This window comes from Rhodoferax potami, assembly GCF_032193765.1.
GTDB lineage: Bacteria > Pseudomonadota > Gammaproteobacteria > Burkholderiales > Burkholderiaceae_C > Allorhodoferax > Allorhodoferax potami.
This window is the reverse complement of sequence record NZ_JAVBIJ010000001.1, coordinates 3256029-3270524: the sequence shown is the minus strand read 5'-3', so window position 1 is coordinate 3270524 and position 14496 is coordinate 3256029. Positions and strand designations below refer to the sequence as shown.

Here is a 14496-nt window from a genome sequence, read left to right as displayed (position 1 = left end):
ACCAAAGTGCGCACACCCAGTGGCTTCAGGCCAAGGTCTTGCCGTCGAAGTCGCTGGCGTCGTGGCGCTCGCGCACTTGTTCTGCGGGTTCGCCGGTCACCTTGTTCACCATACGGCCGCGCTTGACGGCCGGGCGGGCGTAGAGCTGGTTTGCCCAGCGTTGCACGTGTTGGTATTCGTGCACGCTCAAGAACTCGGCAGCGCCATAGGCCCAACCCTTGACCAGCCCGCCGTACCAGGGGAAGACGGCCATATCGGCAATGGTGTACTCGCTGCCCGCCAGGTACTCGTTATCGGCCAGGCGCCGGTCTAGCACGTCGAGTTCGCGCTTCACTTCCATGGCAAAGCGGTCAATCGCGTATTCAATTTTGGTGGGCGCGTAGGCATAAAAGTGCCCGAAGCCGCCACCCAGGTAAGGCGCACTGCCCATCTGCCAGAAGAGCCAGTTCAGGGTCTCGGTGCGGCCCGCAATGTCTTTGGGTAAAAAGGCGCCGAACTTCTCTGCGAGATACAGCAGGATGGAGCCCGACTCAAACACGCGCAAAGGCTCAGGCCCGCTGCGGTCCAGCAAGGCCGGAATTTTGGAATTGGGGTTCACGTCCACAAAGCCGGAGCCGAACTGGTCGCCGTCGCGGATGTTGATCAGCCACGCGTCGTACTCGGCACCGGTGTGGCCCAGCGCCAGCAGCTCTTCGAGCAGGATGGTCACTTTCACGCCATTGGGGGTGCCCAGCGAATACAACTGCAGTGGGTGCTTGCCCACGGGCAATTCTTTGTCATGCGTGGGGCCGGCAATCGGCCGGTTGATGTTGGCGAACGCGCCGCCATTGTCTTTGTCCCAAGTCCAAACCTTGGGCGGCACGTAGGGGGAGGAGTCGGTCATGTGGGGTTCCGGGGTGATGGAGGGGAGTGTGGATTCCATGATATTCGTGAACCGCAAAACATGTCTGCGCAGGGATGCTTGCCGTGCCTCAGAGACAATGCCGCATGAGCACTTTTCTTCTCCTCGTTGCGTCCAATATCTTCATGACGTTTGCCTGGTACGGCCACCTCAAGTTCGGGCACGACTGGCCGCTGTGGCGTGTCATTCTTGTCTCTTGGGGCATTGCCTTTTTCGAGTACTGCCTAGCGGTGCCGGCCAACCGATTGGGCTATGGTGAGTTCTCCGGCTTTCAGCTCAAGATTTTGCAAGAGGTGGTGACACTCACCGTCTTCGTCGGCTTTGCGGTGCTGGTATTGAAAGAGAAGTTCGCTTGGAACTATGTAGCCGCGTTTGTGTGCCTAGGGGGCGCAGCGTTCTTTGCGTTTGCGTTCAAGGCGCCAGCGGCGTAAAAAGCAGGGCAAGGAGTTTTCCATGGCAGCGTCCGAGAAAGTCAAAGGCCCCGCGTCCTACTTCCCCTCCATCGAAAAAACCTACGGCCAGCCCATGGCCCATTGGTTTAACTTGGTGAAGCAACAGCAGGGAAAGAAGCACATGGAGATCGTGGCCTGGCTCAAAGCCGAACACGGCTTGGGCCACGGCGACGCCAATGCCATCGTTGCGCACTGCTTGACAGGCGCCCAGTGAGCGCGCCCATTGCACCCGCAGAGGCCGCGCGCCTCAAAGCCCTGCCCAAAGCCGAAGTGCACCTGCACCTAGAAGGCTGCTTTGAAGCCGCGCTGATAGCGCAGTGGGCCCAAACCGAAGGCGTGGCCTTGCCCAGGCCGCAAGAAGACCTGTTTAAGTTCTCGGGCTTGGCGGACTTTTTGGGCTTCTTGGACCTGGCCTGCGGCTTGGCCTGTACGCAAGACCGCTTGGTGGAGCTGAGCTACGGCCTCAGCCAGCGGCTGGCGGCCAACGGCACGTGTTATGCCGACGTCATCTTCAACCCCACGCACTGGCACGCATGGCACGGTCGCCTGGGCCCCATGCTCGACGCCATCCACGCGGGCTTTAGCGCGGCGGAGCAAGACGGCCTGCCCGGCGTGGGCCTGTGTGTCAGCCTGCTGCGCACCCAGTCGGCTAACGAGGCCATCGAGCTGGTGGACACATTGATAACGCTGCGCCACCCGCGCGTGGTGGCCCTGTCGGTAGACGGCAACGAGGCCACTGCGGGCCGCACGGGCCCCCGGTTTGCAGAAGCCTTCCGCAAGGCCGGCAGCGCCGGCCTGCGCCGCACTGTGCATGCGGGCGAATCCAGCGGGCCCGAAGGCGTGTGGGACGCCGTGGACCTGCTGGGCGCCGACCGCATCGACCACGGCGTGCGCGCCATCGAAGACCCGGCGCTGGTGCAGATGCTGGCAGACCGGAAGATCCCGCTGGGCGTGTGCCCCACGTCGAATCTGGTGCTGGGGGTGTATCCGTCGATAGAGGCGCACCCCGTTGAGCGGCTGCGGTTGGCGGGTGTTCGCGTGTCGCTCAACACCGATGACCCGGCACTGCTGGGGGCGAGTTTGGTGGGGGAATACGCGCTGTGTCGGCAGGCGTTTGGGTGGACGGATGAAGTGACGCGGGATGTGGCGCGGACTTCGATTGAGGCTAGTTTTGCGGATCAGGAAATAAAAAACCAATTGTTAGAGAAATCAATTGATTGGTGAGATTGTTAATTCCTACTGGCCTCTAAGCAGAGTGAGAATTTCCGTTGGATTGAAGAGGTATGTCAACAAATATACTGGCCGGAAAAGCACGCCAAATAGATATGCATGGGAGTAGATGATGACTTCAGAATCACAAGAGAAATTTGACTTTTCTCGTCACGAGCAGATTGCAGTTTCCGACTATTTGAGGGTGTCCGGTTTCTACGCTGATTTGGCTGCGGTAGCGAAACGCATTGCTGAGGAAGCATTGAAACGGAGGGGCATTCATCCCCAATCAATTGAAGCTCGTGCGAAGGATGCAGCTAGTTTCGGGAAGAAGGCAGCAAAACCTTCCAAGCACGATCCGAATCGCCCTATGTATCCAAGTCCCTTGGATCAAATCACTGACAAGGCAGCCATTCGAATAATTGCTTTTTTTCCCAGAACTCTCGAAGAGATTGACGTAATGCTTCGTGATGAGTTCTCAGTTGTTGAGCACTCGGACAAGGGAATAAGCCTTTTGGAAGAAGAGCGCTTTGGATATCACAGTGTTCACTATCTTGTGACGATCAACGACCCAAGGATTGCTTTACCAGAGTACGGAAGGTTCAAAGGTGCAATAGTTGAGGTGCAAGTTAGGACCATTCTTCAGCATGCTTGGGCTGAAATTGAGCATGACATTCAATACAAATCTTCGTCTACGATTCCACGTGATATCAAGCGAAGATTCATGTCATTGGCTGGTCTGTTGGAAATCGCAGATCGTGAATTTCAAGCGATTCAAGATGCAGATCGTGACCTCGCTACTAGGGCAGATACGCTGATTACAGAAGGCAAACTTGATGCGGTAGAGATTACACCTGCCTCCCTAAAAACGTATCTCAACAGACAGTTGGGGCCGGATGGAAGAATGTCCGAGTATTCATACGATTGGACGGCAAGGCTACTTCTTCGATTGGGATTCGTATCCTTGAATCAGGTAGATGAAGCAATTAAGCCATACGATCACGACACCTTGTCTAGGTTGGCAGATGGTGCGAGACAGGGGCAACTCACCCGGTTTGAATTCACGTTATTGGCGGCGATGGGTGAAGAGTATTTGCGTCGCCACCCGTGGCATGCGGAAACCTGGTTCCAGCCAAGGCATGCACGTATTCTCGAAACATTCCGCGCAAATGGGATTGAAGTCGGTGCCTTCGATCCATTGCCTTCTGAGCCGGTGAAGCATGAAGACAGTTTTCCTGAAGCAGATTTAGATTTGTAAGTGCCTCCGTGCACTACAAAATCAGGAGCTGCTCGCGCAATGAATACGGGGGCTAGAGGCCAATAAGCCTCATATCTCCCCCGAAAGCCCTTCAAACCACTTTCGCCCGCTCCAGCATCGCATGCAACAGCACATTGCACCCTGCGGTGATGTGCTCGGGCTTGGCGTCTTCAATCTCGTTGTGGCTGATGCCGTCTTTGCAAGGGATGAAGATCATGCCGCTGGGCGCCAGCTTGGCCATGTAGACCGCGTCGTGCCCGGCGCCTGACACAGCGGGCATGTGGCTGTAGCCCAGGTTTTTGGCGGCGCGGCCGACGGCATCCACGCAGTCGTCGTGAAAGGCAATCGCCGAGTAGCTGGAGACCATTTCAATCTTCACGTCCACGCCATGCTCTTGCGCCACTTTGGCGGCAAAGGCTTTCACCTCGTCGGCCATCTGGTCTACCAGCGCATCGGTGCTGTTGCGCAGGTCGATGCTGAACTTCACCCGGCCCGGAATCACGTTGCGGCTGTTGGGGAACACCTGCACCATGCCCACGGTGCCACGGCCATGGGGCGGGTGGCGGTGAGCGGCTGCCACCACGTCTTGCATGATGCGGGTGGCCGCCAGCATCGCGTCTTTGCGCAGCGCCATGGGGGTGGGGCCGGCGTGGGCTTCCATGCCGGTGACGGTGCAGTCAAACCAGCGGATGCCCAGCACGCCGCTGACCACGCCGATGGTCACGTCGTTGTCCTCGAGCACCGGGCCTTGTTCGATGTGGGTTTCGAAATACGCGCCGATGGGGTGGTCGCCCGGCTCCTGGTCGCCGATGTAGCCGATGCGCTCCAGCTCCCCCTTGACGGTTTTACCTTCGGTATCGGTGGCGGCATAGGCATGCTCCAGCGTGAAGGCTTTGGCGAACACGCCCGAGCCCATCATCACCGGCACAAAGCGCGAGCCTTCTTCGTTGGTCCAAAAGGCCACTTCAATCGGCGCTTCGGTTTCTATGCCCAGGTCGTTCAGGGTGCGCACTACTTCGATGCCGGCCAGCACGCCGTAGTTGCCATCGAACTTGCCGCCGGTGGGCTGGGTGTCGATGTGGCTGCCGGTCATGATGGGCGGCAGGCTGTTGTTGCGCCCGGGACGGCGCATGAAGCCGTTGCCGATCTTGTCGATGGTGACTGTCATGCCGGCCTCCACCGCCCAGCGGGTCACGAGGTCGCGGCCTTGCTTGTCGAGGTCGGTAAGCGTCAGGCGGCATACGCCACCTTTGGGCGTGGCGCCAATTTGCGCCAGCTCCATCAGCGAGGCCCACAAGCGTTTGCCGTTGATGCGGATGCGGGAGAGGTCGAGCACAGTGTCGATTTGGGTGTCGGTGGTCATGGTGCTTCCTTTAGCGTTTGACGGCCGTGGGGGCCAGGGTATCGGCGCGCAGCTTGCTGGCCGCAAAGTTGGAGCTGAACGGTGCCCGCTTGATGTAGCGGCCCTTGCCCTGCACGGCGCGCAGGTCGCCTTGCACATAGACCAGCTCGCCCTGGCTCACGGTGTGGCTTGGAATGCCCTTGACCGTGCGGCCCTCAAAGATGTTGAAGTCGCCCTTGCTGAACTGGGTTTTCACCGACAGCGTCTTGGTGCCTGCCGGGTCCCAGATCACCAGGTCGGCATCGGCGCCCACGCTCACGCTGCCCTTTTGCGGGTAGATGTTGAACAGCTTGGCCGTGTTGGCAGACGTGACCGCCACAAACTCGGAAGGCGTCAGGCGCCCGGTGTTCACGCCTTCGTCCCAGATCACCGCCAAGCGCTCTTCCACGCCGCCGCAGCCGTTGGGGATTTTGGTGAAGTCGTCTTTGCCGGCTGCCTTTTGCGCAGCGCAGAAGGTGCAGTGGTCCGTGGCGGTGGTGTGCAGATTGCCGCTTTGCAGGCCGCGCCACAAGAACTCGCTATTGCCCTTGGGGCGGAAGGGCGGGCTCATCACGTGGGCAGCGGCGGTGGCAAAGTCGGGGTGGCGGTAGACGCTGTCGTCCAGCACCAGGTGGCCAGCCAGCACTTCGCCATACACGCGCTGGCCGCGGGCACGGGCACGGGCAATGGCCTCAGCCGCTTCCACACAGCTCACGTGCACCACGTAGATGGGCACATTCAGCACATCGGCAATCGCAATCGCGCGGTTGGCAGCTTCGGCCTCCACCATGGGTGGGCGGGAGAGTGGGTGGCCTTCTGGTCCTTTGATGCCCATCTCAGAAACAGTTTTTTGCAGCAGGTAGACCAACTCGCCGTTCTCGGCATGCACGGTGGGCATGGCGCCCAGTTCTAGGGAGCGCTTGAAGCTGTTTACCAGGGTCTCGTCGTCGCACATGATGGCGTTTTTGTAGGCCATGAAGTGCTTGAAGCTGTTGACGCCCTCGTCATTGACCAACGTGCCCATGTCTTTGCGCACCTGCTCGCTCCACCAGGTGATGGCGACGTGGAAGGAGTAATCAGACGCTGATTTCTCGGCCCAGCCGCGCCACTTTTTGTAGGCGTCCAGAATGTTTTCCTGTGGGTCGGGAATCACAAAGTCGATGATGGTGGTGTTGCCACCTGCTAGGCCTGCGGCAGTACCGGTAAAGAAGTCGTCCATGGTCACCGTGCCCATGAACGGCAGCTGCATGTGGGTGTGGGGGTCGATACCGCCGGGCATCACATACTGGCCGCCCGCATCCACCACCGTGGCGCCCGCAGGGGCGCTCAGGTTCTCGCCCACGGCGATGATCTTGCCGTCCTGGGTGATGACGTCCGCTTTGAACTCACGGTCGGCATTGACGACAGTGCCGCCACGGATAAACAGAGTGCTCATAGTTGCTCCTAAATTAATAGCTGGTCGCGCAATGAAACAGGGCGGGAAAAGCGATTTTCATGCCTAAGTGCCGCCCTTACAAGTCCGTTCAGGCACCCACCCGCATGGGGTTGTTGGGATGGGTGGTCCAGTCGGCGTGCACGCCGCTCACCGGTTTGCCGGTGCGCAGGTCCATCTCACCGACTGCCAGATCGCGCATGCTGATGGTGTCCGGCACCGGGCACACCGTCACGCACAGGTTGCAGCCCACGCATTCGTCTTCCTTCACCTCAAAGTGGCGCTTGCCGTCTTTCTCGAAGGTAATGGCCTGGTGGCTGGTGTCTTCGCAGGCAATGTGGCAGCGGCCGCACTGGATGCAGCTGTCCTGGTTGATGACGGCCTTGCTCACGTGGTTCAGGTTCAGATAGCGCCAGTCGGATACGGTGGGCACCGCTTTGCCCACGATCTCGCCCACACTCTTGAAGCCCATTTCGTCCATGTAGTTGGAGAGGCCGCTTTCCATCTCTTGCACGATCTTGAAGCCGTACACCATGGCCGCAGTACACACCTGCACCGTGCCCGAGCCCAGCGCAATAAAGTCCAGCGCGTCCCGCCAGGTGCCGATGCCGCCAATACCGCTGATGGGCAAGCCCGCAGTTTCGGGGTCGCGGGCGATCTCGGCCACCATGTTCAGCGCAATCGGCTTCACGGCCGGGCCGCAGTAGCCGCCGTGGCTGCCCTTGCCGCCGGTGCTGGGCGACATGGTCAGGGTGTAGGGGTCCACGCCCATGATGGAGTTGATGGTGTTGATCAGGCTCACCGCATCCGCGCCACCGCGCTTGGCTGCACGGGCAGGGTTGCGGATGTCGGTGATGTTGGGCGTGAGCTTCACGATGACGGGCAGCTTGCTGTACTGCTTGCACCATTCGGTCACCATCTGGATGTACTCGGGCACCTGGCCTACGGCAGCACCCATGCCACGTTCGCTCATGCCGTGCGGGCAGCCGAAGTTGAGCTCAATGGCGTCAGCGCCGGTGTCTTCCACGCGGGGTAGGATGGCCTTCCAGCTTTCTTCCTGGCAGGGCACCATGAGCGAGACGACCATGGCGCGGTCCTGCCAGTTGCGCTTTACTTCGGTGATTTCGCGCAGGTTGAGTTCCAGATCGCGATCGGTGATCAGTTCAATGTTGTTGAAGCCGTTGAGCCGACGGTCGGCAGACAGCAACGCGCCGTAGCGCGGGCCGTTGACGTTGACGACCGGTGGGCCGGCTTCGCCCAATGTCTTCCAGACAACGCCGCCCCACCCGGCCTCGAAGGCACGGTTGACGTTGTAGGCCTTGTCGGTAGGCGGTGCAGAGGCGAGCCAGAAGGGGTTGGGGCTTTTGACGCCAGCAAAGGTGGTTTCTAGATTGGCCATGGTGTTTCTCCGGAATGCGTGGCGCCAGTTAGGCGGTGATGAAGGCGTGAATAGCGAGGGCGGATTGCTTGCCGTGCTCCACGGCTTCGACCGTCAGGTCCAATCCTCCGGCACGGCAGTCGCCGCCGGCCCACACGCCCTTCAAGTTGGTGGTGCCGGCTTCATCGGTGGCGATGCGGCCGTCCTTCAGGGTCAGGCCGCTCTCGGCCAACACCGGGTTGCCCAGCTTCTGGCCGATGGCCTTGAGCACCATGTCAGCTGCCAGGGTGGTGGTGTCACCGGTAGCGCTCAGCTTTCCATTGACCATGGCTTGTCGCGCGAAAGTCACGCCTGTGGCGTGGCCGGTTTCGCCCATCACTTCGACCGGAGCCAACCAGTGGTGGATGGTCACGCCGTTGGTCTGCGCCCATTCCTGCTCGGCGGTGGATGCGGACATGCTCTCCTGCCCGCGGCGATAGACGATGTGCACCTCTTCGGCGCCCAGCAGCTTGCTTTGCACCGCGGCGTCCACCGCAGTCATGCCGCCGCCGATGACCACGACACGGCGGCCCACCGGCAGGGTGGAGAGGTCAGCGGTTTGGCGCAGGGTGGCGATGAAGTCCACCGCGTCCTGCACGCCGCTCAAGCTGTCGCCGGGCACGCCCAGTTGCTGGGTGGTGGACAGGCCCATGCCGAGGAACACGGCCGCATAGTCTTTGCGCAGGGCTTCGAGTTGCGCCACGGTGTCTAACTTCCAGTTGTTCTGGATCGTGATGCCACCGATGCTCAGCAGCCACTGGACTTCGCGCTGGGCAAAGTCATCCGGGGTTTTGTAGCTGGCCAAGCCGTATTCGTTCAAGCCACCGGCTTTGGGTTTGGCGTCAAACACCACCACGTCATGGCCTTGGCGGGCCAGGGTGTAGGCACAGGCCAAGCCTGCAGGGCCAGCACCTACAACAGCCACTTTTTTGCCGGTGGCGGGAGCGCGTGTAAAGACCTGGGGCTTGTCGCTTTCCATGAGCGCGTCCACGGCGTGGCGCTGCAGGCGGCCGATGGCCACGGGCCGGTCTTCCTGGGTGTTGCGCACGCAGACGGCTTCGCACAAGTTTTCGGTGGGGCAGACGCGGGCGCACATGCCGCCCAAGGGATTGCTGTCCAGAATGGTCTGGGCCGACCCGCGCAGGTTGCCATCGGCAATGCGCTTGATGAAAGACGGCACATCAATGCTGGTGGGGCAGGCGGTAGCGCAGGGGGCGTCATAGCAATACAGGCAGCGTTCGGCTTCCAGCAATGCTTGCGACGCCGTGAAGCGCGGGGTGGCGTCGGCAAAGCGTTTGGCGTATTCCTCGGTGGCGAGGCGGCCTGCACGAACGTCGGCGGGAGAAGAAGAGGGGGTGGACACGCTGGCAACTCCTTAAAAAACTGACCGTTTGGTCAAGTCATGAGATGCATGCTAGCAATCCACGTGCCACGCTGTAACTAGGGGTTTGCACCATAAAACCGGCCCCAATCGGCCGCTTATCGGCCAATTGGCGCGCATCAGACCTCACGCTGGTGCATGGCGACCCAGTTTGGGGAGCGGTGTCATCGCGCCTCATGCGCTGGGGCTAACACCGATGTCGGTCACGGTGCAGACATGCCGGCCGCGCCTGCTTTGCGCTCGTTGTGCCTTAGTGCGCGTCAGAGGTGCACACCGATTGGAGCCATTCGCTGAACAGCTCTACGGCGGGGCCGGCCTCGGTGTTTTCCGGCAGCACCAGGTAGTAATGGCGCTCACCGGGCAGCGGCGCAGGGTGGGCCAGTACCAGTTCGCCCCGGGCCAGCTCGGCTTCGATCAACAAGCGGGGCACCAAAGCCACACCCATGCCGCAAGCGGCCGCCGACGAGGCCATGGAAAACTGCTCGTACCGCGGTCCGGCAAAAGCGTTGGGCGCTTCAATGCCTTGCGCCGAAAACCAGCTTTGCCAACTGTCGGGCCGGGTGCTCTGCTGCAACAGCGGCAGCAAAGCTACTTCTGCCGCAGTCAAAGCCCTTCGGCTCCGCAGCAAAGTCGGGCTGCACACCGCAACTACCTGTTCTTGCAGGAGCCGGTAGCAGCGCGTGCCTGCCCAATGGCGGATTTGCAACTCCGTGCACGCGAAGATGGCTGCGTCGAACGAGGTGTCGTTGAACAGAAACGGGCGCGTGCGGGTTTCAATGTGCACGACCGTATTCGCGTGCTTGGCATGAAAGTCAGGCAGGCGCGGCAAGAGCCAACGCGCTGCAAAAGTGGGCACGCTGGCCAACTGCACCGCGCCACCATGGCCGCGGGTGGACATCAGGTCCAGCGTGTCCTGCTCCAGCCCGCGCAGCCACGATGCGACCTGCGTGGCATAGCGCGTGCCCGCAGGGGTCAGCGCCACACCATGCCGTGTGCGGCGGAACAGCGCCATGCCCACCAGCTCTTCGAGCGTGGTGATCTGCCGCGAAATGGCGCTTTGGGTAAGCGACAACTCTTGCGCCGCACGGGTGAAGCTCTCGTGGCGCGCCGCGGCCTCGAAACACAGCAGGGCCTGGGTGGCAGGTATTTTTCGTCGCATGGGGCGGCCTAAATCGGTGGGTTGCGGCGAGCCGTCAAGTCGCGAACATGCTGTGCGGCTTTGCGAGCGGCAGTGAGGCGTTTTTCATCGAAAGTGGCGATCAATAGCGTCTCTTCGCGCTCGGCTTGTGCAAGGGTGGCGCCGTCGGGCCCGGCCACCACACTCAGGCCACCGTACTGCAGTGCGCCCTCGGGACCGGTGAAGTTGGCGTAAGCCACAAACAACTGGTTCTCATAAGCGCGCACCGGCACCAGCGAGCGGGCCACGAAGTCGTAGTCCGCCATGTTGGCCGTCGGAACCACAATCAGGTCTGCGCCTGCAAGCGCGAGTGCGCGGGTGGCTTCGGGAAACTCCACGTCGTAGCAAATCAGCATGCCAACCTTCCAGCCATGGAAGTCGAAGGTCCGGGCGCTTTGCACTTCGGCTACAAACTGGCTGCGGTCGAGCTCTCCGAACAAATAGGCCTTGCGGTAGTTCAGGCAGCGCCGGCCTGACGCATCGATCCATTGGGCTGCGTTGAATACCCGGTCGTCCGCGCCGCGCTCGGGGTAGCCGTACACCACCGCCAGTTGGTGGCGCTGCGCAATGGCGGCCACGGCATCGGCCCAAGCGCCGTCTACCACTTGGGCCAGGGCCTGCACAGCCGGCGCACCGATGGCGTAACCCGTGATAAACATCTCCGGGCACACTAGGAGTTGTGCTCCTGCACTGGCGGCCTCGCGGGCAGCAGCTTCCAGTCGCTCCAGATTGCCCGGCACGTCCAGCGGTGCAGGGGCACATTGCCACAGTGCCAATTTCAGAGGCGCGCGCATAGCAGTCATTCGGGGAGCGCAATCGGCCCCAGGGTGTCGAACACATCGCCGGGGCCGGGGTTGGCGGCATGGGTGTGACCGCCCAGATGTTGCACGATGCCCCACACCGCGTTCAAAGATGTCTGCACTGCCCCCTCTACCCATGCGGGTGTCCAGGAGACGTCATCCCCTGCAATGAAGATGCCGCGTTGTTGCTGCGGCAAATCGTCCTGCTTGAAGTGGGCGTACATGCGCTGGTTGTAGCGGTAGTGCCCCGGCAATGCGCCCTTGAAGGCTCCCAAAAAGTAAGGGTCAGCCTCCCAGGACACACAAATCGGGTCGCCGATGATGTGGCTGGCAATGTCTACCTTGGGGTAGATCTTCCTGAGGGCCTGCAGGGCCAGCTTGACGCGTTTTTCCGGAGTTTGCGGCAGCATCTTGAGGGCGTCGCCCATCCAGGCATAAGACAGACAAATCACGGCAGGTTTGTCCGGCCCGTTGTCAAACAGGTAGGTGCCGCGGGTCAGCCGGTCGGTGAGCGTCATGCTCATCACGTCGCGGCCGGTTTCCGGGTCTTTGTCTTTCCAGAATGGCCGGTCCACCATGACAAAGGTCTTGCTGGATTGCATGTAGCGGGTGCGATCCAGCGCCATCCACATCTTGTGCGAGAACAGAGATTCTTCGACCGCAATCTGGGTGGTGAGCAGCCAGCTCTGGCAGGTGGTCAGCACCGCGTTGTAGTGCCGCGTATCGCCCCAGCAGTCGGTGACGGCAAGCCGGCCATCGGCCGCGCGGGCAATCGCCGCTACCCCCGCACGGGTCGCGCCGCTGTGCAGGCTTTGCAAGGTAGTGCCTGCCGGCCAGTGCACCAGTTGGGTGGGGGCGTGGCGCCACAGGCCGTGAGGCACCTGGTCGGCCCCGCCGACGATGAGCCGCTGGTTGTCATCGCAGTTGGTCAGCACCACCCGCAGGATTTCCAGCATGGAATTGGGGAAGTCCGAGTCCCATCCACCGGTGCCAAAACCCACCTGACCGAAGATTTCCCGGTGATGGAAGGACAGCTTGGCAAACGCCTTGGAGTTGGCGATGAAGTCGTAAAACGTGCGGTCATCCCAAAGCGGCACCAGCGCATTCCACATGCGCTTGAGAGCGGGCACATCCCGGTTGCGGATCGCGTTTTGCATGTCGCTGAAGCGGGCATCGTCTTCCAGTGCTTGCGCCCAAGCGTCTGCCACCTCCTTGAAGATAGGGGGCAGGTCTTGCAGGCTGCGCGCGTAGTGGGTGTTGCCCTCCAGGTCGATGACCGTGCTGCCCGAGGCGGGCGTCAAGGGGTTGGGGAAGTCCCGCGTCTCCAGGCCCAGCAGGTGGACGTAGTGGTAGAACGCGGTGCCCGAGACCGGGAAGCGCATGCCGCCCAGTTCCGCCACCACATCCTGCGTACCTTCAAATACTTGCGAGCGCAGCCGCCCGCCCATCTTGGACGCTTCATAAATCACCGGCTTGAGGCCCAGCTTCATCAGCTCGTAGGCTGCGACCATGCCGGCCATGCCTGCGCCAACGATGGCCACCTCTTCACCGAGCCGATGTGCGGGTAGCTGGCCCAGCCCCTCGGGGTGGGCGATCCAGTCGTCAAACGCGAACGGGAAATCCGGGCCGAAGATGGTGACCGGCTTGCGCACCTCAGGTGCTGTTGTCGTGGTGTTGCTCATGGAATTACTCTCCAAATTGGCGCGCACTATGTCATAGGTATGCATCATGCGCAATACATCCACGTCAAAGCGTCAAAAATCGGGATTTTTGGGATTTAAAAATGAGTTTAATGCATGTCTTTGTGCAAAACGCTTGCTTGCACAGGCAGGGTGCAGGGGCTACGATCCCGCCATTCCTTTCATTTGCCGGAGCACTCCATGAGCCACGCCGCCTTCAATTGGCAAGACCCTTTTTTGCTGAATAGCCAACTCTCTGATGACGAGCGCATGGTGCGCGATGCCGCCGCTGCGTACTGCCAGGACAAGTTGCTCCCCCGCGTGACCCAAGCCTTCCGGGACGGCAGCACCGACCCCGCCATCTTTCGCGAAATGGGCGAGTTGGGCCTGTTGGGCCCCACGATCCCCGAGCAATACGGCGGCCCCGGTCTGAATTACGTGGCCTATGGCCTGATCGCCCGTGAAGTCGAGCGGGTTGATAGTGGCTACCGCAGCATGATGAGCGTGCAGTCCTCGTTGGTGATGGTGCCTATCTTCGAATTCGGCACCGAGGCCCAGCGCCAGAAGTACCTGCCCAAACTGGCCACCGGCGAATGGATCGGTTGCTTCGGCCTGACCGAACCCGACCACGGTTCCGACCCCCAGAGCATGGCCACCCGTGCCCAAAAGGTGCCCGGCGGCTACAAGCTCAGCGGCAGCAAGATGTGGATCAGCAACAGCCCGATTGCCGACGTGTTCGTGGTCTGGGCGAAAGAGGTCAGCGAGGCCGGTGCGGTCGGCCCCATCCGCGGCTTTGTGCTGGAAAAAGGCATGGCCGGTTTGTCCGCCCCCGCCATCCATGGCAAGGTGGGTTTGCGCGCCAGCATCACTGGCGAGATTGCGATGGACGGCGTGTTTGTGCCTGAAGAAAACGCCTTCCCGGAAATCCGCGGCCTCAAAGGCCCGTTCACCTGCTTGAACAGTGCGCGCTATGGCATTGCCTGGGGTGCACTGGGTGCGGCTGAAGATTGCTGGACCCGCTCCCGCCAGTACACCCTGGACCGCAAGCAGTTCGGTCGCCCCTTGGCTGCCAACCAGCTGATCCAGAAAAAGTTGGCTGACATGCAAACCGAAATCGCATTGGGCCTGCAAGGCTGCCTGCGCCTGGGCCGCATGAAGGACGAAGGCACGGCGGCGGTGGAAATCACCTCCATCCTCAAGCGCAACTCCTGCGGCAAGGCGCTGGACATTGCGCGCATGGCCCGCGACATGATGGGTGGCAACGGCATCAGCGACGAGTTTGGCGTGGCGCGCCACTTGGTGAACCTCGAGGTGGTCAACACCTATGAAGGCACTCACGATATCCACGCCCTGATCTTGGGCCGTGCCCAAACCGGTATTGCGGCGTTCGCCAACTGAGGCGGGTTTTA

At 61.2% G+C, this 14496-nt stretch carries 13 protein-coding genes; 5 read left to right on the top strand and 8 right to left on the bottom strand.

Annotation, left to right across the window (positions count from 1 at the left end; genetic code table 11):
* Nucleotides 1-25: 25 nt before the first annotated feature.
* A complete protein-coding gene (yghU, locus tag RAE21_RS15785; protein ID WP_313882176.1) occupies nucleotides 26-883 on the bottom strand; it encodes a glutathione-dependent disulfide-bond oxidoreductase in 858 nt (285 codons plus the stop codon).
* Nucleotides 884-987: 104 nt separating this feature from the next.
* On the opposite strand from yghU, the gene RAE21_RS15780 reads away from it, so the two are divergent.
* From RAE21_RS15780 to RAE21_RS15765, 4 genes are all read left to right on the top strand, one after another.
* Nucleotides 988-1332: a DMT family protein gene (locus RAE21_RS15780; protein WP_313874534.1), complete on the top strand. Its 345-nt coding sequence runs from the start codon at nucleotides 988-990 to the stop codon at nucleotides 1330-1332.
* Between the two features lie 22 nt (nucleotides 1333-1354).
* Entirely contained in the window at nucleotides 1355-1567 is a 213-nt protein-coding gene (locus RAE21_RS15775; protein ID WP_313882175.1) for a DUF4287 domain-containing protein, read from the top strand.
* Nucleotides 1564-2577 carry an adenosine deaminase gene (add, locus tag RAE21_RS15770; protein ID WP_313882174.1) on the top strand — a complete coding sequence of 338 codons (1014 nt, stop codon included), beginning with the start codon at nucleotides 1564-1566 and terminating at the stop codon, nucleotides 2575-2577. Before RAE21_RS15775 ends, add begins: the two co-directional genes overlap by 4 nt.
* 118 nt (nucleotides 2578-2695) lie before the next feature.
* Nucleotides 2696-3820: a GTP pyrophosphokinase gene (locus RAE21_RS15765; protein WP_313882173.1), complete on the top strand. Its 1125-nt coding sequence runs from the start codon at nucleotides 2696-2698 to the stop codon at nucleotides 3818-3820.
* 91 nt (nucleotides 3821-3911) lie between these two features.
* On the opposite strand, the gene RAE21_RS15760 is transcribed toward RAE21_RS15765, so the two are convergent.
* The 7 genes from RAE21_RS15760 to RAE21_RS15730 form a co-directional block, all read right to left on the bottom strand.
* Nucleotides 3912-5183 (bottom strand): Zn-dependent hydrolase, encoded by a 1272-nt coding sequence (locus tag RAE21_RS15760; protein WP_313882172.1) that lies wholly within the window; start codon nucleotides 5181-5183, stop codon nucleotides 3912-3914.
* A gap of 10 nt (nucleotides 5184-5193) precedes the next feature.
* Nucleotides 5194-6636, bottom strand: a complete 1443-nt coding sequence (hydA, locus tag RAE21_RS15755) for a dihydropyrimidinase (RefSeq protein WP_313882171.1) — start codon at nucleotides 6634-6636, stop codon at nucleotides 5194-5196.
* An 88-nt stretch (nucleotides 6637-6724) separates the two neighbouring features.
* Nucleotides 6725-8032, bottom strand: coding sequence for an NAD-dependent dihydropyrimidine dehydrogenase subunit PreA (gene preA / locus RAE21_RS15750; protein WP_313882170.1), 1308 nt, complete (start codon nucleotides 8030-8032; stop codon nucleotides 6725-6727).
* Nucleotides 8033-8060: 28 nt separating this feature from the next.
* Nucleotides 8061-9413 carry an NAD(P)-dependent oxidoreductase gene (locus tag RAE21_RS15745; protein WP_313882169.1) on the bottom strand — a complete coding sequence of 451 codons (1353 nt, stop codon included), beginning with the start codon at nucleotides 9411-9413 and terminating at the stop codon, nucleotides 8061-8063.
* A 268-nt stretch (nucleotides 9414-9681) separates the two neighbouring features.
* The gene (locus RAE21_RS15740; protein WP_313882168.1) at nucleotides 9682-10590 is read right to left on the bottom strand and encodes a LysR substrate-binding domain-containing protein; all 909 of its coding nucleotides are present in this window, start codon (nucleotides 10588-10590) and stop codon (nucleotides 9682-9684) included.
* 8 nt (nucleotides 10591-10598) lie between these two features.
* A complete protein-coding gene (locus RAE21_RS15735; RefSeq protein WP_313882167.1) occupies nucleotides 10599-11402 on the bottom strand; it encodes a carbon-nitrogen hydrolase family protein in 804 nt (267 codons plus the stop codon).
* A gap of 5 nt (nucleotides 11403-11407) precedes the next feature.
* Complete coding sequence (locus tag RAE21_RS15730) at nucleotides 11408-13090, bottom strand: flavin monoamine oxidase family protein (protein WP_313882166.1); 1683 nt, start codon at nucleotides 13088-13090, stop codon at nucleotides 11408-11410.
* Between the two features lie 198 nt (nucleotides 13091-13288).
* On the opposite strand from RAE21_RS15730, the gene RAE21_RS15725 reads away from it, so the two are divergent.
* Nucleotides 13289-14485, top strand: a complete 1197-nt coding sequence (locus RAE21_RS15725) for an acyl-CoA dehydrogenase (RefSeq protein ID WP_313882165.1) — start codon at nucleotides 13289-13291, stop codon at nucleotides 14483-14485.
* The last annotated feature ends 11 nt before the right edge of the window (nucleotides 14486-14496 follow it).

Coding starts and splice junctions, on each gene's coding strand:
- yghU (WP_313882176.1), bottom strand. CDS start 883: ATGACCGACTCCTCCCCCTACGTGCCGCCCAAGGTTTGGACTTGGGAC.
- RAE21_RS15780 (WP_313874534.1), top strand. CDS start 988: ATGAGCACTTTTCTTCTCCTCGTTGCGTCCAATATCTTCATGACGTTT.
- RAE21_RS15775 (WP_313882175.1), top strand. CDS start 1,355: ATGGCAGCGTCCGAGAAAGTCAAAGGCCCCGCGTCCTACTTCCCCTCC.
- RAE21_RS15765 (WP_313882173.1), top strand. CDS start 2,696: ATGACTTCAGAATCACAAGAGAAATTTGACTTTTCTCGTCACGAGCAG.
- RAE21_RS15760 (WP_313882172.1), bottom strand. CDS start 5,183: ATGACCACCGACACCCAAATCGACACTGTGCTCGACCTCTCCCGCATC.
- hydA (WP_313882171.1), bottom strand. CDS start 6,636: ATGAGCACTCTGTTTATCCGTGGCGGCACTGTCGTCAATGCCGACCGT.
- preA (WP_313882170.1), bottom strand. CDS start 8,032: ATGGCCAATCTAGAAACCACCTTTGCTGGCGTCAAAAGCCCCAACCCC.
- RAE21_RS15740 (WP_313882168.1), bottom strand. CDS start 10,590: ATGCGACGAAAAATACCTGCCACCCAGGCCCTGCTGTGTTTCGAGGCC.
- RAE21_RS15735 (WP_313882167.1), bottom strand. CDS start 11,402: ATGCGCGCGCCTCTGAAATTGGCACTGTGGCAATGTGCCCCTGCACCG.
- RAE21_RS15730 (WP_313882166.1), bottom strand. CDS start 13,090: ATGAGCAACACCACGACAACAGCACCTGAGGTGCGCAAGCCGGTCACC.
- RAE21_RS15725 (WP_313882165.1), top strand. CDS start 13,289: ATGAGCCACGCCGCCTTCAATTGGCAAGACCCTTTTTTGCTGAATAGC.